The following is a 22,150-nucleotide window of genomic DNA, read 5'->3' on the forward strand; positions in this document are numbered from 1 at the left end:
CCGGCCAGGCAGCCTAGGATGACCGCATGACCGAGACGGCGAAGCGACGTCCCGGCCCCCGGATCGAAGAGGTCGCGCGGGTCGCCGGAGTGTCCAAGTCGACCGTCTCGCGGGTGATCAACGACGAGCAGTACGTCAGCGCGAAGGCCCGGGAGGCCGTCCACGCCGCCATCGCGCAGCTGGGCTACGCCCCCAACCAGGCAGCGCGCTCCCTCGCCGGCAACCGGGCCAACGCCATCGCCCTGGTCGTCTCGGAACCGACCGGCCGCGTGCTGTCCGACCCGTTCTTCGCGGGTGTGCTGCGGGGCATCCACTCCGAACTCGCCGGCCGCCACATGCAGCTGCTGCTGATGATGAGCCAGCCCTCCGACACCGGCGACCTCGTCACCTACCTGAGCAGCGGGCACGTCGACGGCGCGTTGCTGGTCAGCCTGCACGGTGACGACCCGCTGGTGCCGATGCTCGCCGAGATCGGCCTGCCCGTCGTCTCCGGTGGACGCCCGCTGGGCACCACGGTCCCGTTCGTCGACGCCGACAACTTCACCGGCGCCCTGGAGGCCGCGCGGCACCTGGCGTCGCTGGGCCGCAAGCGCATCGCCACCGTCGCCGGGCCGAAGGACATGGCCGTCGGCGCCGACCGCCTCAGCGGGTTCAGGCGCGGCCTGAGCGAGGCCAGGCTGGCAGCGAACCTGGTGGCGCACGGCGACTTCACGCCGGAGAGCGGCGCGCGGGCCATGGAACTGCTGCTGCGCAAGGATCCCGCCCTCGACGCGGTGTTCGTGGCCGCGGACATCATGGCGCTGGGCGCGTTGCAGGTGCTGCACGCGCAGGGCAAACGCGTGCCCGAGGACGTCGCCGTGGTCGGGTTCGACGACTCGGTGTTCGCTGCGACCGCCACGCCGCCGCTGACGACGATCCGGCAGGACGTCGAGGAGCTCGGGCGCACGATGACGTGGCGGCTGCTCGCGGAACTGGCGGGCGAGCAGGGCCTGCCCCCGTCGCTGCTGCTGCCCACGTCGCTCGTGATCCGTTCCAGCGCCTGATCGAGTCATCCAAAGGACTTACATCGGCGATCGTCGACCTTCCGTGACGAACCGGCCTGATTTTCACCCGTTCGGTACAACTCCGAAGCACTCTCGGTAACACCATGCGCAGGTTCTCGATGGTGAGGCGTACAAGCCCATCCCGAGGGAGTTGCGACAGTGATCGAGAACTCGGCCGCCGGTCTGGTGATGGTTCCCGGCGAGGTGACGGTGACCGTCACCGGCGAGCAGCACCACCAGGACGTGCTGTCGCGATACGCGGTTCCGGACGGCGTGACGCGGCACGTCGCCGTGAACCTGACGTGGTGCACGATCGCCGCCGGCAAGCACCGCGGCCGGCGGGGCATCGAGGTCCGGCTCGACGGCTACCGCGTGGGCGAGCTGACTTTCCTGATGTCGCAACGGTATGCGCCCGTGCTGATGCACGTGGAGTCCGGCGGCGGGTCGACCGGCTGCGCCGCGTTCGTCCAGCGCGGCGGCACCGGGCTGCTGCAGATCTCGCTGCGCATGCCGCGCGAGATCCCCCGCGGCGCGGTCGTGCCGGTCACTGCGGCGCGCAAGTCGTGGGTGGCCCCCGTGGCCATCGGCGCGGCCAGCCTGCTCGCGTTCTTCTTCGCGGTCGGCATCATCGGAGCCGCCGTCGGCGGTGCGCCGGACAAGGGCAACGCGGCCGGTTCGACGACGACGGCCTCGCCCACCACGACCACGACCACCTTGGCGCCGACCAGCACCACGACAACGACCACCACGACGGCAACGACCACCACTACGACGACCACTCCTGCGGCGGTCGCGCAGCCGAAGCCGCAACCCCAGCCACAGCCTCAGCCACAGCCCGCTCCGCAGCCGAAGCCCCAGCCCCAGCCGCAACCCCAGCCGGCGCCCAAGCCCGCGTGCGACCCGAACTACAGCGGCTGCGTGCCGATCGCGACCGATGTGGACTGTGCCGGTGGCAGCGGCAACGGCCCCGCCTACGTCGCGGGCCCGATCCGTGTCATCGGTACCGACATCTACGGGCTGGACAGCGACAAGGACGGCACCGCCTGCGAGTGAGCTGAACGAGGACGCTGTCCATCGGGGAGAATGATCAGGTGAACGTCCCCGAGGAGATCCTGCGCGCGGCCGGCCCGGCCTCCGCGTGGTCCGCTGACCACGAAGGCCTGTCCGGCGACGTGTGGCGGGCCGGGTCCAGTTACGTGAAGCGATCGGGCGTCGAGGAGCGCGACCGGTTGCTGTGGCTGGGCGAGCACTTCGAGGTGCCGGAGATCCGGGCGTTCGCCGGGGACTGGCTGGTGCTGGCCGATGTCGGCGCACCGTCGCTGGCCTCCGCCGACCCCGCGCTCGCGGCGACCGTGATGGGCACGCTGCTGCGGTCGTTGCACTCGTTGCCGGTGGCCTCATGTCCTTACGACGCGACGATCCCCGCGGTGCTGGAAAGTGCCCGGCACAACGTCGAGGCGGGCCTGGTGGACCCGGACGACTTCGACGACGACAACCTCGGTGCCACACCCGAGGAGTTGCTGGCACGGCTGGTCGCCACCGCCCCCACGGCCGAGGACCTCGTGGTGGCGCACGGCGACTTCTGCCCGCCGAACGTGTTGCTGCGGCCGGACGGCTCGACCGTGCTGATCGACGTCGCGCGGCTGGGCGTCTCCGACCGGCATCGCGACATCGCGCTGGCCCACCGGGAACTGGGCGAAGAGGCCGTAGCCGCGTTCGACCGCGCCTACGGCCTCACCCCCCGCCCGGAGATGCTCGCCTGGTACCGGTTGCTCGACGAGTTCTTCTAGCCTCGCTCGTAGGGCGTCTTCTCCCCCGCCTCGACGCCGAACGCCAGGTGGTTGCCCGCGGGCGGCAGCGGGCAGGTGGCGAAGTCGGTGAACGCGCACGGCAGATTCGTGGCGCGGGTCAGCTTCTCGGCCCTGAAGGGCCGAGCTTGCGGCTCGGGCACCACTGGCTGTGGTGTGGCCGGCTGCGTCTGGACAGTCACTGATCAGGCGGCTGTCGGGGCGGCTGACTGGCGCCCCGCGTTCCACGCGACATCGGCTTTGTGGCTGATGTTGCGGGAAGCGTTGTGGTCGGCGTTCGCCGTGTAGCGGCAGGACCGGCAGACGAACCGGGCTTGGCTGGGCCGGTTGCGCCTATCGATGTGGCCGCACTCGGAGCAGCCTCGCGAGGTGTTACGCGGGTCCACGAACTGGACCGGCACCCCGGCGCGCTGGGCTTTGTAGGTGATGAAGGCCCCGAGTTGATGGAACGCCCACGAGTTCAGCACGACGCGCTGTGGTTTCCTCAGCCGTGCCCGGTCGCGGATTCCGGCCAGGTCTTCCAGGCCGATCCCGCGTCCGGTGCGTTGCGCGGCGGTCACATACTGTTTCGACAGGACGTGGTTGGTGTCGGCCACATGCCGCGATTCCCGGCGGCGCAGCCGTTTGAGCGTGCGTTTGGCGGACTTGGTCTTCTTGCGTTGCAGTTTTCGACGCAAACGTTGCAGGTGCCGCCGGTAGCGGTTCACGCGGCGCCCGGCGGCGCGGTCACCGTCGCTTGTGGTCGCGACGTTCACGATCCCCAGATCGATGCCCAGCCACCCGGACGGCTCGAACGTCTCCGGCTCCGCGATATCGCAGGTGGCGATCAGAAACCACATGCCGTCCTGGTGCACCAGGTCCGTCTCGCCCCGCCGGTGCTCACGCAACATCGTCAGCTGATCCGGCGAACCGGTGAACCGCAGATTCTTCACACGGCCGGCCGTGGTCCAGATCGACACCGTCCGCGCGTCGTGATTCCACGACAGGCAGCGGTCGTCGAACGGCTGCGCCGCGTCCGGCCGGAACCCGACCGGTGTCGACTCCGCTTTCACGCGGCGCTTCGAGCCCTCCGAGCCGAGATTGCCGTTGCGGATGTTCGCGTGCAGCGTGGTACAGGCGTCGGCGGTCTTGCGGATCACGTGCAATGCCGGCTGAGCCGACAAGCCCCGCGCTTTCAGGCTCGTATACGCCAGTCGCTGCAGTGCCCGACGGGAGAACACCCGCCGCTCGAACGCCATCCGCGACACCTCGTTCGCGGCCTGGTTGCACGCGTGCAAGGTAGCCGCCAACGCCGACGCCTGCACAGCGTCCGGCAGCAGCTTCACCCGCACGACGATCTTCACAACGATCATTCTAATCGTTGGCCTGTGGCACCTCGATGGAGTCGAACCCCGATATCCGCACTCTTCCAGGCACCTGCACCACGACTTCCCCAGCCACATCGCGTACCTGTGGGCTGACCACTTCTGGTCACCCTCCTACATCGCCGCCTTCTGCGGCGGAGCACCGCGACACCACAGAACGCATTCCTCCCGGCCGTGGACGGCCGGGACTCCTGCGATTAGCCCGTTGAACCGCATACGGCCCGGCGCCTCGTACACGTGGCTAAGGCCCCTCCACCACCGCACCGACGGTCGTGGGCACGGGCGCGCAGAACGGCTCGTACTCGCCGTCCAGCACCCACTTCTCTTGCGAGTCGTACGACGGCACGCCCTTGAAGTCCCGCAGCACCGGGCCTTTCGGGTCGTGGATGCGGATCAGGTATCCGGCGTGTCGTCGTCTTGCCACCACTCGCCCGGTAGGCCGTCATAGGTGCGTGGGCTCGTCTCCAGCCAGTCGAGTGAGACGAGCGCCAGCCACCCGTACGGGTCCGCCAGCGTGGTCTCCCGCTCCGTCTTCCAGGTCTGCCAGTCCTCCGCGAAGCTCATGTCCTTGCGAACGACGGATTCACAACGGAGCTTCCCTGTTCCACGGAATGGGAAACGAGGGCGTCGCCGAGGTCGGTGCGGGCGTAGACGACGCTGCGCCCGTGCCGTTGCGAGGCCAGCAGGCCGGCGTCGCGCAACGCCCGCAGGTGCTGGTTCACCGCCGAGGTCGTGACGCCCGTGAAGCGTGCGATGTCCGTGGACGAACGCGGCTGCGCCAGCTCGGCCAGCAGGTCCGCGCGCACCTGCCCGAGGACACCGGCGAGTGCTGCGGGCCCACGGCTGCGGCCCTTCTCCCACACCGTGCCGGCGCCACGGGCCGAATAGATCAGCAACGGCGGTGCGCCGGCGTCGACGGGCACCGCCGTGCGTCGCGCGAACACGCTGGGAACCAGCGTCAGCCCCTGTCCCCCGGCCTCCACCCGCCGCGGCTGCGCCCCCGCGATCCGCACCTGGACCACCGGAGCGGAGAAGGTGATCCGGTCGGAGATCCCCGAGAGCATCGCCGCCAGCCCGTGCTGGGCCATGTCACGGCCCCGGTGAGCGATGTCGGCTTCGAGCACCGCGCGCATCCGGTCCCACCGCGGCGCCAACGCCGCGTGCCAGTAGTGCTCCAGCGCGTCGAGCACCCGGCCGCGGTCGCGCAACGCGACCGGGACGTCCCCGAACAGCGTGCGGTAATCGCGCCGCATGGTGCGCGCGGGGATCTCGCGCAACGCCGCGAACTCGTCCTCGATCCGCGTGAACGGTGTCAGCGGGCGAGGGCTCAGGAAGTCCGGCGTCCAGCCTCGGGCGGTGGACAGCGCCAGGAGGACGTCGGCGTCGACGCCGCGGATGCCGCGAACCCACGGCAGGTGCAACGGGTACTTCGCCGGGTCCTTCAACACCCGCAGGCTGAGTGTCAGCTCGCTGAGCGGTGAGACGGCGAACCGCACGTCCACCAGGTCGGACTCGCCGAGCACGAACTCGATCATGTAGCAGAACGCTACATCTGTTACACCCGGCAGGCAGCCGCGCCAGGCTTCGCGGTCATGTGGACCGACATGCGGCTGGCGTTGCGGATCGCCGGCCGGGCAGCACAGGTGGCGGAACGCACGTTCCGGGCGGGCGACGCGGACGTGCGGCTCAAGGAGGACGGCAGCGAGGTCACCCCGACCGATCTCCAGGTCGAGGACCTGGTGCGCCGGATGCTCGCCGAAGCGGTGCCCGAGGACGGCATTGTGGGAGAGGAACGGCCCGAGCGCGTGGGGACCTCCGGCCGACGGTGGCTGGTCGACCCGATCAGCGGCACCGCCGACTTCGTGGCCGGGCGGCCGACGTACTCGGTGGACCTGGTGCTGGAGAACGCGCTGGCCGTGTCCGCGATGCCGTCGCTGGGCATCACCATGGCGGCGGGACGGGGTATCGGCTGCCGGATCTTCCGCGGCGAGCAGGAGGAAGTAGCCCGCGTGTCCTCACGGGGCACCATCGACGGCGCGCGGGTGTGCTTGCACGGCAAGAGGAAGCCGACGCTGGACCAATGCGTCGTCGTGGACGGCTCCACGTCGGTGCTGGATCTCATCACGGGCCGGGTGGACGCGGTGATCGCGGCGGGCGCGGGCCTGGACCGGTTCGACCTGGCGTGCCTGCCGGTGCTCGTGGAGGAGGCGGGCGGTCGCGTGACGGTGGCCGGGGAGGACGTCGTGCTGGCCACCAACGGTGTCCTGCACGACGCCTTCCTCGCTCTCCTGGTCGCGCGTCCTGGTGTCGAACCAGGCACCCCGGGCTCATGAGGCCTGGGTGATCGCCGGATCCCGCGCGCTAAAGTGACCGACCGGACTCGCACCGGCTTCGACCAGGACCACAACCTGGTGCCTCGACTGCTTCGGCTTCGGTCACGGCTGCCCGTCGAGGACTCGAACCTCGATCTCCGCGTTCAGAGCGCGGTGTCCGTGCCAATTGGACCAACGGGCATCAAAAAAGCCGCCTCGTCGCTGAGTGCGACGGGACGGCTCCCCGGAGACATGAGTCAGCTCATGCCGAGGAGCACCAGAAGTGCTGATGGCGCAGGTGTTGCCTCACGGCTGGCTCCTTCCTCCGGTTCGTCGAGATCCACTCTGACGGATGGCGTGGCGCGCTTGCAACGCATTATTCGGGGTTGCAAAAGTTTGCAGACCTGGAGGCTCTTCTCCACTAATCCTCAAGCCGACTTGCGGAAAACTTTTGCAACGTCTTTCCTGGACCGCTGACACACCCCATCGGAAGGCAGGGACATGTCCCACGACTGGTGGCGCCACGCCGTCATCTACCAGGTCTACGTGCGCAGCTTCGCCGACTCGGACGGCGACGGTGTCGGCGACCTGCCCGGCATTCGCTCGCGCCTGCCCTACCTGCGCGACCTAGGAGTCGACGCGGTCTGGATCACGCCGTTCTACTCGTCGCCGATGGCGGACGGCGGCTACGACGTCGCGGACTACCGCGCGGTCGACCCGCAGTTCGGCGGACTCGACGACGTGCGCGCGTTGGTGGACGACGCGCACACGCTCGGCATCCGGGTGATCGTCGACATCGTGCCGAACCACACCTCCGACCAGCACGCGTGGTTCCAGGAGGCGCTGGCCGGAAGTGGCCGTGAGCGCTACATGTTCCGCGAGGGCGTCGGGGACCAGCCGCCCAACGACTGGGAGTCCGTCTTCGGCGGTCCCGCGTGGACGCGGGTGGCCGACGGGTCGTGGTACCTGCACCTGTTCGCGCCGGAGCAGCCGGACCTGAACTGGGAACTGCCCGAGGTGCGCGCGGAGTTCCTCGACGTGCTGCGGTTCTGGCTCGACCTGGGTGTCGACGGGTTCCGGGTGGACGTGGCGCACGGGATGATCAAGGCGCCGGGACTGCCCGACATCGGCCACGCCGACCAGCTCAAGCTGCTGGGCACGGAGTCGTTGCCGTTCTTCGACCAGGACGGCGTGCACGAGATCCACCGCGAGTGGCGTGCGGTCGTCGACTCGTACCCCGGCGAGCGGGTGCTCGTGGCGGAGGCGTGGACGCCCTCGGCCGAGCGGACGGCGATGTACCTGCGTCCCGACGAGATGCACCAGGCGTTCAACTTCCACTACCTCTCGGCCGAGTGGACCTTCGAGGCGGTGCGGTCGGTCATCGACTCGTCACTGGCTGCCGTCGAATCCGTTGGGGCGCCCACCACTTGGGTGTTGTCGAACCATGACGTGCAACGGCACGTGACGCGGTACGGCGGCGGTGAGACCGGTCTGCGCCGTGCGCGCGCCGCGCTGGCGTTGATGCTCGCGTTGCCGGGATCGGTGTACCTGTACCAGGGCGAGGAGCTCGGGCTGCCCGAGGTGCTGGACCTGCCGGACGAGGTGCTGCAGGACCCGATGTGGGAGCGGTCGGGTCACACCGAACGCGGTCGCGACGGGTGCCGCGTCCCGTTGCCGTGGGCGGCTTCCGGGCCGTCGCTCGGCTTCGGCACCGGCGGGTCGTGGCTGCCGCAGCCCGCGGACTGGGCGAAGCTCAGCGTGGAGGCCCAGGCGGGCGACCAGGACTCGATGCTGTCCTTCTACCGCAACGCCTTGCGCGTGCGCCGTGAGAACCCGGCACCGGGTGCCGGCCTCACCTGGGTCGACGGCCCGGCCGGCGTGCTGTGGTTCGAACGGGACGGCGTGGCGTGCGCGGTGAACCTGTCCGGAGCCGTCGTGGAACTGCCGGACCCGGGCTCGGTCCTGCTGGCCTCGTCGTACTACGGGGTGCGTGACGGGCTGCTGCTCCTGCCGCCGGACACCGCGCTGTGGTGGAAGCTCTGACCAGCTGTTCCACTTGATCGACAAAATTGTCAGACCCCCTGAGTACGTTCCGTGGACATCGGTTCCGGATCGGACTCAGGGGGTTTTTCCGTGTACGGGAACGGTTGATCGACCTCCAGCGTCAGACCGGCTCGGCACGACCGACGCCGGCAAACTCCGATCGAAAGCAGGGACAGTCAGTGCGCAGGTGGGAGCTCGTCTCGGGCAGCGCGGCGAAGTTCTGGGAGGTCGAACGGAACGGTGCCGCGGTCACCGTCCGGTTCGGACGGCTGGACACGCACGGCCAAACCCAGACCAAGGAGCTCGCTTCCGCGGAGGCGGCAGAGGCCCACGTGGCGAAGCTGGTGGCGGAGAAGGAGAAGAAGGGCTACCGCGCGACCGGCACGGCCCCGGCTGCCGGCACCACTCCGGAACCCGCTTCCGCACCGATCGCCGCTGCTCCCAGCTCACCCGCTCAGACCTCCACCGCTGCCCCCGTCCCCGTCGACGAGGACACCTGGGTCATGCCCAAGGTGTGGCTGCGGGACGTGGTGCGGCAGCGCGGCTTCCACCCCGCCCCGGAGTTCTCCGTCGACACCGCGCTGGCCGAGCAGGCCCGGCAGCGGATCGGCGAGCAGGGGGACACGATCGAGCGAGTCCTGTCCGAACCGGCGTCCGACCTCGATCTCGTGCGGGCGGCGCGCGAACACCTCGCCGGGCGGTCGAACCCGGCGGGTGCGGCGGCGATCGCGGCCATCCTCACCAACGGCGAGCAGGCCGTGCACGCCTGGATCGCCGACCACGGCCTGGTGTTCGCGACGGAGGCCACCGCCGAGTTCATGCGGGTGTTCTGCAGCCGTGAGTGGCTGTCGCACCAGCGCGCCTACGGCAACGAACGCCTGGCATCGCGCGGCGGGTTCGTCCACATCACCATCGGCAGCGTCGAGTGCAAGATGCTCATCGCGGTCCGGTACGCGCTCGCGATCGCGGAGGACGCCGAGCGCAGCGCCGCGGAAGCCGTGCTGAGCAGGCTGGGCGAGGTCGACGAGCCCAACTCGAAGCTGGTGCGTTCGTTCCTGATGCCGGGCCGGCCCGGCTGGTTCCAGGAGGCGTGCCAGACGCCGCACACGGGCACCCGCTGGTGGCTCCTGCACTGCAGTGCAAGCACGTACGAGGAGTTCGAGGCCGCGCCGTCCTCGGTGGCCAACCACTCGGTCGTCCTGCACACGGCGCTGTACGTGCTGGGTCCGGCGATCGCGCCGTTGCTCGCTCAGTCGCTCGACCACCAGTACCAGCGCGCGGACACCCGCAAGCAGGTGCTGAAGACCCTCTCCACGCTGCCCACCGACGAGGCGTTCGCCCTGCTGCTCGACCGGATCGACACCAAGTACGTGCGTCCGGCGGTGCTGTCCATGATGGCGGCGTTCCCGGCCAGGGCGGCCCGGCTGCTCGGAGAACGCTCCGCCGGCAACGAGGAGTTCCGCCGGTTGCTCAGCGTGCACCTGAAGACGTACCCGTACCTGGAAGCACCTGAGGGGTTCGTCGAGGTCGAGACGGCGGCGGTGTCAGAAGCGCCCGCGGAGGCGTTGCCGCCGGTGCTGGCCTCGCCGCCGTGGCTGAACCGGAAACCTCCGGTGAAGCCGGCGGTGGTGCCGGACCTCCCGGTGCCCAGCGCGTCGATCACGTGGCAGCCCGGTGAGCGGGAGGCGTGGCTGAAGGACGGCCACTGGGACACCAACCCCTACAAGACCTGGCAGCACTGGCTGGCGGAGTACAAGGCGGGCCGCATCGGGTACCGCATGGCCGACCTGCTCATCGGGGCACCCGAGGACGAGGTCCGGCACCTCCTCGCGGACTGGCAGCCGCGCCTGGGCTGGAGCGCGGAGTCGGCCGGCAAGCGGCTGGCCGCGAAGTTCGGCTTCGACGCCCTGCCCGCCCTGCTGCGCATCGCGGAGATCAACTCGTCGACGGCGGTCATCCTGCTGCCGTTCGCGACGCCCGAGGTGGCCGCGCTGATGGCGGACTGGCTGGTGCGGCTCAAGCAGGTGCGCAAGACCGCGCTGAGCTGGCTCGCCCGGCACCGCGAACAGGCCGCGCGCTTCCTCGTGCCCGCCGCCCTGGGCAAGCCCGGTGCCGAGCGGCGCAACGCCGAGACGGCGATCCGCCACCTGCACGGACTCGGCGTGGACCTGGTGGCGCTCGCGCCGAGCCCTGCCGCGGCCGCCGCCCTGGAGTCCTTCCTGGCCGTCGACCCGGTCGACGTGCTGCCCGCCAAGCTGCCCGTGATCGGCGAGTGGGCGGACACCCGCCTGCTGCCCCAGGTCCTGCTGCGCGACCGCAGGCAGGCTTTGTCCGCCGAAGCCGCGCGTCATCTGCTCATGACGGCCGCGCTGTCCAAGCCGGGCGACATCTACGCGGGCCTGCCGATCGCCCGCGAGGCGCTCGACGAGGACTCGCTGGCGGAGTTCGCGTGGGCGGTGTTCCAGCGCTGGCAGGAGGTCGGCGCGCCGTCGAAGGAAGGCTGGGCGCTGACCGCGCTGGGCTGGTTCGGCAACGACTCGACGGTGCGCGCGCTGTCACCGTTGATCCGCGTCTGGCCGGGCGAGAGCCAGCACACCAGGGCGGTCACGGGTCTCGACGTGCTCGCCGACATCGGCACCGAGGTCGCGCTGTCGCACCTCAACAGCATCGCCGAGAAGGTGAAGTTCAAGGGCCTCAAGACCAAGGCCCAGGAGAAGGTCTCCCAGATCGCCGACGAACTGGGCCTGTCCCGCGACCAGCTGGCAGACCGCCTCGTGCCGCGCCTGGGCCTCGACGACGCCGCGACCCTGGTGATCGACTACGGCCCGCGGCAGTTCACGGTCGGCTTCGACGAACAGCTCAAGCCGTTCGTGCTGGACCCGGACGGCAAGCGCCGCAAGGACCTGCCGAAACCCGGTGCGAAGGACGACCAGGACCAGGCCCCGCTGGAGCACAAGCGGTTCGCGGCACTGAAGAAGGACGTCCGCGCCGTCGCGTCCGACCAGATCCACCGCCTCGAACGCGCGATGGTCGACCAGCGCACCTGGACCGCCGAGGAGTTCCACACCGTCCTCGCCGGCCACCCGCTGCTGTGGCACATCGTCCGCCGCCTGGTGTGGATCACCGCCGACGGTCAGTCCTTCCGCCTGGCAGAAGACCGCACTCTCGCCGGCTCCGGCGACGACGAGTTCACGCTCCCGGAGGCCGCCACCGTCCGCGTGGCCCACCCGGTCGACCTCCAGCCGGAGCTGGAGGCGTGGGGCGAGGTCTTCGCCGACTACGAGATCCTCCAGCCGTTCCCGCAACTGGGCCGCCCGCTGCACCTGGTGCCCGCGGGCGAGGACCTCCTGCCCCACCTCGGGAAGTACTGCAACGTGGACCTCCCGGTCGGCAAGATCCTCAGCCTCACCAAGAAGGGCTGGAACCGCGGCGAACCCCAGGACGGCGGCGTCGAGTGCTGGATCACCCGGCCGCTGCCCTCCGGTGGTGCCCTGGTCGCGTCGCTGGACCCCGGCATCGCGGTGGGCGCGATCGACATCTTCCCCGAGGTCAAGTTCACCGACGTGTGGTTCTCCGCCGACGGGTACGGCTACTGGTCGTCGCAGCGCAACGCGGCGAGCACCTTGACCACCGACGCCATCACGGCCTCGGAAGTGCTGTCCGAACTGGAGTCACTGCAGTCGTGAGCCCCGCGCTCAGGGGGTCTGATCAGCTCTTCGGACCGACCGTGAAGAATTGTCAGACCCCCTGGGTAACGTCCTTGCACATCAACTCCTTTTGCGTGTCCCCAGGAGGTACGGCAGTGCGCAGGTGGGAACTCGTCGCGAACGGCTCCGCGAAGTTCTGGGAGATCGGGCAGGACGGCGCGACGGTGACCGTCCGGTTCGGACGGCTGGGCACCGCCGGCCAGACCCAGACCAAGGAGCTGGCCTCCGCCGAGGCAGCCGTCGCGCACGTCGCGAAACTGGTGGCCGAGAAGGAGAAGAAGGGTTACCGACCCGAAGACGCCGCCGGGGCCCAGCAGTCCGCGACCGAACAGCCCGCAGCCACATCAGCTGTCAGCGAACCCGCCACCGTTGCACCTGCCGCGGCCGAGCAGCCCGCTACCGGCGCACCTGGCACCTCCCTCGAGCAGCCCGCCACCGAGCCCACGACCGCCATCGACGAAGACGCCTGGGTGATCCCCAAGGCGTGGCTGCGCGACGCGGTGCGGCAGCGCGGGATCCACCCGGAGCCGGAGTTCACGGTCGACCCTGCGAAGGCCGAGCAGGCGCGGCAGCTGATCACGGACCAGGCGGAGACGATCGAGCAGGCCCTCTCGGCCAAGGGCTCGGAGGCCGAGCTGGTCAGCGCGGCGCGCGAGTACCTGGCCGGGCAGCCGAATCCCGTCGGAGCGGCGGCGATCGCGGCCATCACGAAGGCGAGCGCGCCCGCCGTGCACGCCTGGATCGCCGACCACGGCCTCGCCTTCGCCACCACAGCGGTCGTCCAGTTCGCGAGCCTCGCGTACTGCGACCAGCGGAACCAGCACGGCAGGTGGACCGGGTTCTGCCTGCGGTACCGCACCGGCAACTTCCACACGACGATCGGTGAGCCGGAAGGCCTGATGCTCACCGCCGTCCGGTACGCGATCGCCGTCGCGAGCCCCGAGGACCGCGCGGCCGCCGAAGGCGCGCTGGAGGAGCTCGGCGAGTCGGAGACCGGGCAGGAACTCCGCTGCTACCTGATCCCCGAGCGGGCGGACTGGTTCACCGAGGTTCGCAAGCACCGGTACACGCGGAGCCGCTGGTGGATGCTGACGAGCAGCGCCCGCAGCCTCGAGGACTTCAGGGCCATCGACGAGTCGCTCACGACATCGGCGTTCGTGCTCTACACGGCGGTGTACGTGCTGGGGCCGGCCGTCGCGCCGTTGCTCGCGGAGGAGCTCGACTCCGACAGCTACCACCAGCGGACGGGAGGCCGGAAACAGGCGTTGACCGTGCTCGCGGCGCTCCCGACCGACGAGGCGTTCACGATCCTGCTCGACCGGCTGGACGGGAAGTACGTGCTGCCCGCCGCGGTGTCCGCGATGAGGGCGTTCCCCGTGAGGGCGGCGCGGCTGCTGGCCGAGCGCGCGTCGTCGGGCGAGGCCGTGCGCCGGCTGCTGAACGTCCACCTGCGGAGCAACCCGCACCTGACCGTGCCCGGCGAGGTCGCCGCGCTGCTCGCCGAGTCCGCCGAGGCGATCGTGCCGGAGGCGAGCGCGGACCAGCTGCCACCGTTGCTGGCCTCGCCGCCGTGGCTGCACCGCCGCAAGCCCGTGAAGCCCGTGGTGCTGGAGGACCTTCCGCTGCCGGAGCCGGTGGTGAGCTGGCTGCCCGGCGAGCACGCCGAGTGGCTGGCGTCCGGCTCGTCGTGGGTGCAGGACGATCGCGACTGGCGCAAGCTGCTCAAGGACTACCTGGCCGGCACCGTCGACTACTACGACAACGACCTGTTCCTCCTCGCGCCCGACGACGAGGTGCGGCACCTGCTCGCGGACTGGCAGCCGAACTACAGCTGGGGCGTCGAGGAGTGGGGCAAGAACCTGGCCGCCCGGTTCGGTGCCGACGCCGCGCCGCCGCTGCTGCGGCACGTCCAGTCCGCTCCCGCGGGGACCGGGATGCTGCTGATGCCGTTCGCCACGGCCGAGGTGGCCACGCAGATGGCCGACTGGCTCGCCCGGACCAAGTCCGCCCGGCGCTGGGGCCTCGAGTGGCTGGCCCGGCACCGCGAGCAGGCCGCTCGTCTGCTCATCCCGGCGGCGGCCGGGAAGGCCGGTGTCCCCCGCCGCAACGCCGAGGCCGCGCTGCGGCACCTGAACAACAACCTCGGTGTCGACGTGGCCGCGATCGCCGGGGAGTGCGGCGCCGAGGCCGCGATCGACGTCGTGCTGTCGGTCGACCCGGTCGACGTGCTGCCCGCGAAGCTGCCGGCGATCGGCGAGTGGGCGGACACCCGCCTGCTGCCGCAGGTCCTGCTGGCGGATCGCAAGCACGCGCTGTCCGCGGAGGCGGCCGGTCATCTGCTGATGACGGCCGCGCTGTCCAAGCCCGGAGAGCTCTACGCCGGGCTGCCGATCGTCCGCGAAGCGCTCGACCGCGATTCGCTGGCGGCGTTCGCCTGGGCCGCGTTCCAGGCGTGGGAACAGGCAGGCGCTCCGTCGAAGGAGAGCTGGGCGCTGAGCGCGCTCGGCTGGTTCGGCGACGACTCGACGGTGCGCGCGCTGTCACCGTTGATCCGCAACTGGCCGGGCCAGAGCCAGCACGCCCGCGCCGTCACGGGTCTCGACGTCCTCGCCGACATCGGCACCGAGGTCGCGCTGTCCCACCTGAACGGCATCGCCGAGAAGGTGTCGTTCAAGGGCCTCAAGTCCAAGGCCCAGGAGAAGGTCGCCCAGATCGCGGCCGAGCTCGGCCTGTCCCGCGACCAGCTGTCGGACCGGCTGGTCCCGCGCCTGGGTCTCGACGACGCCGCGACCCTGGTGGTCGACTACGGTCCGCGGCAGTTCACGGTCGGCTTCGACGAGCAGCTCAAACCGTTCGTGCTGGACCCGGACGGCAAGCGCCGCAAGGACCTGCCGAAACCCGGTGCGAAGAACGACCAGGAGCAGGCACCGCTGGAGCACAAGCGGTTCATGGCTTTGAAGAAGGACGTCCGCACCATCGCGTCCGATCAGATCCAGCGGCTCGAACGGGCCATGGTCGACCAGCGCACCTGGACCGCCGAGGAGTTCCACACCGTCCTGGCGGGCCATCCGCTGCTGTGGCACATCGTCCGCCGCCTGGTGTGGATCACCGCCGACGGTGATTCCTTCCGGCTGGCTGAGGACCGCACACTGGCTGACACGAACGACGACGAGTTCACGCTGCCCGAGACCGCGGTCGTGCGCGTGGCGCACGCGGTCGACCTGCGGGACGCGGCGGCGGCGTGGGGCGAGGTCTTCGCCGACTACGAGATCCTCCAGCCGTTCCCGCAGCTGGGCCGCCCGGTCCACCTGGTGGCGTCCGCCGGGGACGTCCTCCCCCGGCTGAAGAAGTCCTGCGGCACCCCGTACCCGATCGGGAAGATCCTCGGTCTCACCAAGAGGGGCTGGGTGCGCGGCGAGCCGCAGGACGCGGGCGTCGAGTGCTGGATCACCCGGCCGTTCCCGGGCGGCGGCGCGCTCGTCGCGGCGATGGACCCCGGCATCGCGGTGGGCGCCATGGACGTCTTCCCCGAGGTCGGTTTCAGCGACATGTGGTTCTCGCCCAGCGGTCACGGCACGTGGTCCGCACCGCGGGACGCCCCGGCCACCTTCACGATCGACCCGATCACCCTCTCCGAGATCCTCTCCGAACTGGAGTCCCTGCGGTCATGACCAGCACTCAGACGATGCAGCGTCCTCCCGCCGAGGTCCGCTACGCCGACGAGCTCGCGCGCCTGCGAGACGCCGACACCGCCCCCAGGCCGCCGGGCTGGGCGCTGAGCCTCGACGCCGCGCGCAAGTTCGTGGTGGGCGACGAGAAGCGGGGCGTCGTCAAGAAGTTCGTGGGCGATCCGTCCCTGGTGGACCGGGCGCTGGTCACGCTCGCGACCAGCCGCGGCCTGATGCTCGTCGGTGAGCCGGGCACGGCGAAGTCGTTGTTGTCCGAGCTGATCGCGGCGGCGGTGTGCGGCGAGTCGACGCTGACGATCCAGGGCGGCGCGGCCACGACCGAGGACCAGATCAAGTACTCGTGGAACTACGCGCTGCTGGTCTCGGAGGGGCCGTCGCCGCGCTCGCTCGTGCCGGCGCCGATGTTGCGGGGCATGGCCGAGGGCAAGATCGTCCGGTTCGAGGAGATCACCCGCTGCCCGCTGGAGGTCCAGGACTGCATGCTGTCGATGCTGTCCGACCGCGTGATGGCGATCGGTGAGCTGAGCGGCCCGGACGGCATGGTGTTCGCGCAGGACGGGTTCAACGTGATCGCCACGGCGAACACGCGCGACAGGGGCGTCAACGAGATGAGCGCCGCGCTCAAGCGGCGGTTCAACTTCGAGACGGTGTTCCCGATCGCGGACTTCGACACCGAGCTCGCGCTGGTCGAGCAGGAGGCCGCGAAGCTGCTGGAACGCTCCGGTGTGGAGCTCGCGCCGAGGCGCGACGTGCTGGAGGTCCTGGTCCGCACGTTCCGCGATCTGCGCGAGGGCGGCGACCGGCTCACGACCGTGATGAGCACGGCCGAGGCGGTCTCGGTGGCGCACGCGGTGGGTCTGCGCGGCTGGTTCCTGCGCGGCGAGGTCGGTTCGGCCGCGGACGTCGTGGAGTGCCTGGCGGGCACGGCCGCGAAGGACAACGCGGAGGACCTGGCGCGGCTGCGGCGGTACCTGGAGCAGCACGCGTCGCGGCGCAAGGGCGCGCAGTGGCAGGAGCTGCACCGCGCCCGTCACCTGCTGCCCGGCTGATGGGGGCCGTGTTCGTCGGCGTCCGGCACCACAGTCCCGCCTGTGCCCGCATCGTCGCCGCCACCATCGAGCAGCAGCAGCCCGCGTACGTGCTCATCGAGGGTCCCGCCGACTTCAACGAGCGCATCGACGAGTTGCTGCTCGGGCACGAGCTGCCCGTCGCGTTGTTCAGCTACTCGGACCAGCACGCGTCGTGGTCGCCGTTCTGCGACTACTCGCCGGAATGGGTGGCGATCACGGAGGCACGCCGGTGCGGCGCCGAGGTCAGGTTCATCGACCTGCCCGCGTGGCACGAGGCGTTCCGCGACGTCAGCAACAGGTACGCGGACGCGGAACTGCGCTACACCGAGGTCGTCGAGCGGCTGTGCCGGGAGTTCTCGGTCGACAACGTCGACGTGCTGTGGGACCACCTGTTCGAGTGCGAGACCGAGCCGAAGGGCATGGCCGAGTACTTCGACCTGCTGCGCGGCACGGCGACCGCGGACGAGGGCGATTCGGCGCGCGAGGAGTACATGGCGCGCTGGGTGCGGGCGGCGGTGCACGACGCGGGCGACAGGCCCGTCGTCGTGATCACCGGTGGCTTCCACACGGCCGCGCTCAAGGCGCAACTCGACGGCGGCACCGAGTGGCCCGAGGTGCCCGAACGCGAACGGGGCGCGAGCTATCTCGTGCCGTACTCGCACGCACGGCTGGACGCGTTCACCGGCTACCAGTCAGGAATGCCCTCACCCGGTTACTACCAGCAGGTCTGGGAGACCGGGTCGCAGCGCGCGGCGGACTGGCTGGTCGAGTCGGTGGCGACGAGGTTGCGCCGCAGGCAGCAGCCCGTGTCGACGGCCGACCTCATCGCCGCGCGCACCCAGGCCGGCGCGCTGGCGAGGTTGCGCGGGCACGAGAACCTGGCGCGCACGGACGTGCTCGACGGGCTGACCAGCGCGTTGATCTCCGAGGACCTGACGCAGCCGCCGCCGTGGACGCGGCGCGGCACGCTGCAGCCCGGCGCGCACCCGGCGTTGATCGAGATGATCGGGGCGTTGCGCGGCGGCAAGGTCGGCCGGTTGCACCCGAGCACTCCCGCGCCGCCGCTGGTCAACGCCGTGCAGGAGTTGCTGCGGACGCACGGGCTCGACCAGGAGGGCAAGGTCGCGCTCGACCTCACAGACCCGGAAGCGTTGCACCGCAGCAGGATTCTCCACCGCCTGCGGGTGCTGCGGATCCCCGGCTTCGAGCGCACGAGCGGTCCGTCCGAGGGCGCGCAGCCCAAGCTGGACGAGCAGTGGACGCTGCGGCCGGTCGAGCAACGGCTGGCCGCGTTGATCGAGGCCGCCGAGAACGGTGCCACGCTGGAGGAGGCGGCCGGGGTGGCGCTGGAACGCCGCTCCCGGCACGCACAGCTGGAAGAACTGGCCACGATCCTGTTCGACGCGGTGCTGTGCGGGATCTCGGCGTTGTCCGGCAGGGTCAAGCAGACCCTCAACGAGGGCGTCCGGGACACGGGTGACCTGGCGGCACTGGGCAGTGTGCTGAGCGGTGTGCTCGGGCTGTGGCGCCACGACAGGTTGTTCGGCACCAAGAAGGACCCGTTGCTGGGCTCGGTGATCGACGTCGGCACCGCGCGGGTGCTGTGGCTGGTCGAGGGCCTGCACGGCGGGCCGGCCCCGGCCGATCCGCACCGCCTCAAGGCGATGGCGGCGACCAGGGACGCGGTGCTGCACGCCAGGTCAGCGCTGTCGCTGGACGTCGCGGACGTCACGGGCGTCGCGACCAGGGTGAGCAACGACGTGCAGGCGCCACCGGACCTGCGCGGTGCGGCGCTCGGGCTCGCCTGGACGCTGGGTTCCCAGCCGGACGTGCACAAGATCAGGAACATCGAGGCGCTCGGCGACTGGCTCACCGGGCTGTTCGCCGTGGCGCGCGAAGAGGTGCTGGCGAGCCCGGACCTGGTCGGGGTGCTCGACGAACTGGTCAGTGCCATGGACGAGGACGAGTTCCTGGTGGCACTGCCCGCGTTGCGGCTCGCTTTCAGCTACTTCCCGCCCAGGGAAAGGGAAACGATCGCGGCCACCGTGCTCGCCCATCGCGGTGTCGAGGGCAGCGTGAAGGGCGTCACCCGCCTCACGGCCGACCCGATCAGCGTGGCGGAGGCGATGGCGATCGAGAAGCGCGTGGACGCGTTGCTGGTGAAGGGCGGGCTGGCATGACGGACCTGGAACGCTGGCGGCTGATCCTCGGCGAGCCCGCGTCGCGCTGCACCGGGGGCCTGCAGGGTGACGCGGCACGCCGGGACGCGGCGCTGGAGTGGCTCTACGGGCGTGATCCCGGGCTGGCCGAACGCGGTGTGCGCAAGGGCGGCAGTGAGGATTCGGTGCTGCAGACCGTCGACTGGCTGGACGAGGTGCACACCCTGTTCCCGCGGGAGACGATCGAACGGCTGGAGCGCGACGCGGTCGAGCGCTACGAGATCACCGACATCGTCACGGATCCCGAGGTGCTGCAACGGATCGAGCCGAACCCGGCGTTGCTGCGCGCGGTGCTGCGGACCAAGCACCTGATGAACCCCGCCGTGCTCGCGATGGCCCGCAAGATCGTCGAGGCGGTCGTGAAGCAGTTGATGGAGAAGCTGAAGACGGAGGTGCGCACGGCGTTCAGCGGCACGAGGTCGCGCAGGCCGAGCATCCACAAGAACTCGCGCAACTTCGACTTCCGCTCGACGATCAGGGCGAACCTCCAGCGCTACCAGCCCGACGAGCGCAGGCTCGCGATCGAGCACCCGAAGTTCGTCTCGCGCACCACGCGGCACCTGGAGCAGTGGCAGGTGGTCCTGCTGGTGGACCAGTCGGGGTCGATGACCAGCTCGGTGATCCACTCGGCCGTCACGGCGGCATGCCTGTGGGGGCTGCCGGGACTCAGGACGCACCTGGTCGCGTTCGACACGAACGTGGTCGACCTGACCTCGGACGTGACGGACCCGGTGGAGCTGCTGATGAAGGTGCAGCTCGGCGGCGGCACGGACATCGCCAAGGCCGTCGCGTACGGAGCCGAGCTCGTGGACAGCCCGCGCCGGTCGATCGTCGCGATCATCAGCGACTTCTACGAGGGCGGCAGCGAGGAGCGCCTGGTGCGCACGGTCAAGGGCCTGTGCGAGCAGGGCACCCACGTGCTGTGCCTGGCCGCGCTGGACGATGAAGCGAACCCGGACTACGACAGGGCTTTGGGCCAGCGCCTCGCGAACGTCGGCGCCCACGTGGGCGCGATGACCCCGGGCCAGCTGGCGGAATTCGTTGCGGAGAAACTCAGGTGACCAGACCCGACCTGATGGCACTGACCCCGGACGCGCTCGCGGCGCTGGCCAACCGCGGTCTGGTGAAACGCGCCGTCAAGGAACTCGACGCGGGCGTCGTACCGGCGCTCGACATCGATCCCGCCGGCGCCGTCCAGGGCAAGTTCCCGGACGGCACGACGACCACCCTGCCGCCGGGCATCGCACTGGACGCGGCCGGCTGCAGCTGCGGGGCGGCGGGCGTCTGCCGGCACCGCATCGCCGTCGTCCTCGCCTACCAACGCACCCAGGAGGCGAGCGCACCCGCCGAACTGTGGTCACCGGGCTTGGTGCCGGACGCGGACCTGGTGGCGTTGATGGGCGAACGCACGCTGCGCCGAGCCCGCAGGGCGCACCAGGCCGGCTACCGCGTGAAGCTCCGCCGCCCGACCGCGCAGGACCAGACGGCACAGGCGGAACTCCCCACCTGCACGGTCACGTTCCTGGTGCCCGGTGACCTGTCCTACGTCCACACGGACGCGGTCAACAAGGACGAGGCGACAGCGCTGGCGGTGTGGGCCTTCCGCGAGGCCGACGAACAGGGCACCGACACGGTCGACGTGGGCGGGTCCCCCACCACGGCAACAGACCTGACCGCCGTCACCGACCTGCTGGACCAGTTGCTGCTGGACGGCGCCACGAACGCAAGCGAGGTGCTAGACGTAGCGTGGCAACGCCTGCACCGCGACCTGACCGCACAACGCCTGCACTGGCCCGCCGCCGTGATCACCGACCTGCTCGCCCAACTGACCGCGTACCGCGGCCGAAGCGCCGACTACGAGGCAGAACGTTTCGCCGCCCTGCTGACAGAACTGCACGCCCGCACCACCGCCACAGGCCCACGCGCCGAAATCCTGGGTCCGGACGAGCCGGCGGAAACCCCGCTGAAACGCGTCCGCCTGACCGCGCTGGGCGCCCGTCAGCGCGCGGAGAACACAGCCGACGTCTACCTGGCATCAGGCGACGTAGTACTGGTGCAGCGCAACACTCCCTTGCGCACCGCCCAGCGGCTGGCGGCGTCGAACGTGGTGTCCGAGTCGGCGACCCGCAGCGCAAGCCGAGCCGTAACGCTCAAAACCAGCCGAGTGGCCAAAACCTCGCTGACGCCCGTCGGCACGGCCTGGGACCACCTGCCGCAGGCCTTGGTGATCGACGACTACGAAGCGGCCGCCGCACACCTGGCCGAGCTACCGCCCCGCCAGGTCCGCGCAAGGGTCGAGGCAGAACTGGTCCGCGCGATCCGGGTCACCGAGGTGACCGACCTCGCCTACGACCCAGCCGCCCAACGCCTGACCGCAACCCTCCACAGCCCCAACGGCACAACATGCCGCCTGGAGGCAACACACCGAGCAGTAGCACCGCACGCCCTGGACGCACTGACAACGGCGTTGCGCGCAAACCCGACAACGATCACCGGCACAGTCCGCAGGCACCGCGGCACGCTGGTAGTCGACCCGCTGGCCGTCCTCGCCTCCACAGGCGTGACCGTCCCAGACCTGGCGACAGATCAGACACCGCAACCCCTGTCACCGGGCACCACGGCCTCCGACCCGCTGAGTGCAACGGTCGACAGCGCCCTCACAGTGCTGGCCGAGGCAGCCCACCGAGGCCTGGACCACCTGACGGACAGCCTGTTCACCCGCGTACGAGAGGTAGGCGCCCACCTGCACAACGCAGGCCTACGCACAGCAGCAACCCACGTAACGGTGTTCGCCGACGCCCCAACCGCTACCACCTGGCTAGCCGCGAACCTGCGCTTACTGGTGACGGCAGACGCCCGCTGACACACCCGCTGAAGCTCTCGTCAACGTCACCG

The 22,150-nt window shown here is 70.4% G+C and carries 15 protein-coding genes, 2 tRNA genes and 1 pseudogene; 11 read left to right on the top strand and 7 right to left on the bottom strand.

Going from position 1 to position 22,150, the window contains the following annotated elements:
- Nucleotides 1-26: 26 nt before the first annotated feature.
- The 3 genes from DFR72_RS32860 to DFR72_RS32870 all read left to right on the top strand — a co-directional run bounded on the left by DFR72_RS32860 (nt 27) and on the right by DFR72_RS32870 (nt 2,833).
- Entirely contained in the window at nt 27-1,043 is a 1,017-nt protein-coding gene (locus DFR72_RS32860) for a LacI family DNA-binding transcriptional regulator (RefSeq protein ID WP_090070352.1), read from the top strand.
- A 159-nt stretch (nt 1,044-1,202) separates the two neighbouring features.
- Nucleotides 1,203-2,096 (top strand): hypothetical protein, encoded by an 894-nt coding sequence (locus DFR72_RS45860; RefSeq protein WP_090070350.1) that lies wholly within the window; start codon nt 1,203-1,205, stop codon nt 2,094-2,096.
- A 38-nt stretch (nt 2,097-2,134) separates the two neighbouring features.
- Nucleotides 2,135-2,833, top strand: a complete 699-nt coding sequence (locus DFR72_RS32870; protein WP_170176519.1) for an aminoglycoside 3'-phosphotransferase — start codon at nt 2,135-2,137, stop codon at nt 2,831-2,833.
- On the opposite strand, the pseudogene DFR72_RS32875 reads toward DFR72_RS32870, so the two are convergent.
- The 5 genes and pseudogenes from DFR72_RS32875 to DFR72_RS32885 all read right to left on the bottom strand — a co-directional run.
- Nucleotides 2,830-2,949 (bottom strand): annotated as a pseudogene (locus tag DFR72_RS32875) (DUF1684 domain-containing protein); the annotation flags it as partial. The gene DFR72_RS32870 and the pseudogene DFR72_RS32875 overlap by 4 nt on opposite strands.
- A gap of 87 nt (nt 2,950-3,036) precedes the next feature.
- Nucleotides 3,037-4,194, bottom strand: coding sequence for an RNA-guided endonuclease InsQ/TnpB family protein (locus DFR72_RS32880; RefSeq protein WP_211335616.1), 1,158 nt, complete (start codon nt 4,192-4,194; stop codon nt 3,037-3,039).
- Between the two features lie 262 nt (nt 4,195-4,456).
- Complete coding sequence (locus DFR72_RS47780) at nt 4,457-4,639, bottom strand: hypothetical protein (protein WP_143086906.1); 183 nt, start codon at nt 4,637-4,639, stop codon at nt 4,457-4,459.
- Nucleotides 4,609-4,779 carry a hypothetical protein gene (locus tag DFR72_RS47785; RefSeq protein ID WP_170176520.1) on the bottom strand — a complete coding sequence of 57 codons (171 nt, stop codon included), beginning with the start codon at nt 4,777-4,779 and terminating at the stop codon, nt 4,609-4,611. The genes DFR72_RS47780 and DFR72_RS47785 overlap by 31 nt, the downstream gene beginning before the upstream one ends.
- Nucleotides 4,776-5,750 carry an ArsR/SmtB family transcription factor gene (locus DFR72_RS32885; RefSeq protein WP_090070345.1) on the bottom strand — a complete coding sequence of 325 codons (975 nt, stop codon included), beginning with the start codon at nt 5,748-5,750 and terminating at the stop codon, nt 4,776-4,778. The genes DFR72_RS47785 and DFR72_RS32885 overlap by 4 nt, the downstream gene beginning before the upstream one ends.
- A 69-nt stretch (nt 5,751-5,819) precedes the next feature.
- On the opposite strand from DFR72_RS32885, the gene DFR72_RS48000 reads away from it, so the two are divergent.
- Nucleotides 5,820-6,548 (top strand): inositol monophosphatase family protein, encoded by a 729-nt coding sequence (locus DFR72_RS48000; RefSeq protein WP_425459927.1) that lies wholly within the window; start codon nt 5,820-5,822, stop codon nt 6,546-6,548.
- On the opposite strand, the gene DFR72_RS45870 is transcribed toward DFR72_RS48000, so the two are convergent.
- Nucleotides 6,505-6,576, bottom strand: a tRNA-Ile gene (locus DFR72_RS45870). The genes DFR72_RS48000 and DFR72_RS45870 overlap by 44 nt on opposite strands.
- An 80-nt stretch (nt 6,577-6,656) precedes the next feature.
- Nucleotides 6,657-6,729 (bottom strand) — tRNA-Gln (locus tag DFR72_RS32895).
- Nucleotides 6,730-7,028: 299 nt separating this feature from the next.
- Between DFR72_RS32895 and DFR72_RS32900 the strand changes: the two genes are divergently transcribed.
- From DFR72_RS32900 to DFR72_RS32930, 7 genes are all read left to right on the top strand, one after another.
- The gene (locus DFR72_RS32900) at nt 7,029-8,570 is read left to right on the top strand and encodes a glycoside hydrolase family 13 protein (protein WP_090070342.1); all 1,542 of its coding nucleotides are present in this window, start codon (nt 7,029-7,031) and stop codon (nt 8,568-8,570) included.
- Between the two features lie 179 nt (nt 8,571-8,749).
- Entirely contained in the window at nt 8,750-12,256 is a 3,507-nt protein-coding gene (locus tag DFR72_RS32905; RefSeq protein ID WP_170176521.1) for a WGR and DUF4132 domain-containing protein, read from the top strand.
- Nucleotides 12,257-12,372: 116 nt separating this feature from the next.
- Nucleotides 12,373-15,948: a WGR and DUF4132 domain-containing protein gene (locus tag DFR72_RS32910; protein ID WP_170176522.1), complete on the top strand. Its 3,576-nt coding sequence runs from the start codon at nt 12,373-12,375 to the stop codon at nt 15,946-15,948.
- Nucleotides 15,945-17,015, top strand: coding sequence for an ATP-binding protein (locus DFR72_RS32915; protein ID WP_211335617.1), 1,071 nt, complete (start codon nt 15,945-15,947; stop codon nt 17,013-17,015). Before DFR72_RS32910 ends, DFR72_RS32915 begins: the two co-directional genes overlap by 4 nt.
- Nucleotides 16,973-19,216 (top strand): DUF5682 family protein, encoded by a 2,244-nt coding sequence (locus DFR72_RS32920; protein ID WP_245983719.1) that lies wholly within the window; start codon nt 16,973-16,975, stop codon nt 19,214-19,216. The genes DFR72_RS32915 and DFR72_RS32920 overlap by 43 nt, the downstream gene beginning before the upstream one ends.
- Nucleotides 19,213-20,316, top strand: coding sequence for a VWA domain-containing protein (locus tag DFR72_RS32925; RefSeq protein WP_090070335.1), 1,104 nt, complete (start codon nt 19,213-19,215; stop codon nt 20,314-20,316). Before DFR72_RS32920 ends, DFR72_RS32925 begins: the two co-directional genes overlap by 4 nt.
- Nucleotides 20,313-22,118, top strand: coding sequence for a hypothetical protein (locus DFR72_RS32930; RefSeq protein ID WP_090070334.1), 1,806 nt, complete (start codon nt 20,313-20,315; stop codon nt 22,116-22,118). Before DFR72_RS32925 ends, DFR72_RS32930 begins: the two co-directional genes overlap by 4 nt.
- Nucleotides 22,119-22,150 lie beyond the last annotated feature (32 nt).

This window comes from Lentzea flaviverrucosa, assembly GCF_003350445.1.
Classification (GTDB): Bacteria; Actinomycetota; Actinomycetes; order Mycobacteriales; family Pseudonocardiaceae; genus Lentzea; species Lentzea californiensis.

Excerpts from the sequence above, each read along its gene's own strand:
- DFR72_RS32915 (WP_211335617.1), top strand. The coding sequence starts at position 15,945 with ATGACCAGCACTCAGACGATGCAGCGTCCTCCCGCCGAGGTCCGCTAC.
- DFR72_RS32925 (WP_090070335.1), top strand. The coding sequence starts at position 19,213 with ATGACGGACCTGGAACGCTGGCGGCTGATCCTCGGCGAGCCCGCGTCG.
- DFR72_RS32860 (WP_090070352.1), top strand. The coding sequence starts at position 27 with ATGACCGAGACGGCGAAGCGACGTCCCGGCCCCCGGATCGAAGAGGTC.
- DFR72_RS32900 (WP_090070342.1), top strand. The coding sequence starts at position 7,029 with ATGTCCCACGACTGGTGGCGCCACGCCGTCATCTACCAGGTCTACGTG.
- DFR72_RS47785 (WP_170176520.1), bottom strand. The coding sequence starts at position 4,779 with ATGAGCTTCGCGGAGGACTGGCAGACCTGGAAGACGGAGCGGGAGACC.
- DFR72_RS32885 (WP_090070345.1), bottom strand. The coding sequence starts at position 5,750 with ATGATCGAGTTCGTGCTCGGCGAGTCCGACCTGGTGGACGTGCGGTTC.
- DFR72_RS48000 (WP_425459927.1), top strand. The coding sequence starts at position 5,820 with ATGCGGCTGGCGTTGCGGATCGCCGGCCGGGCAGCACAGGTGGCGGAA.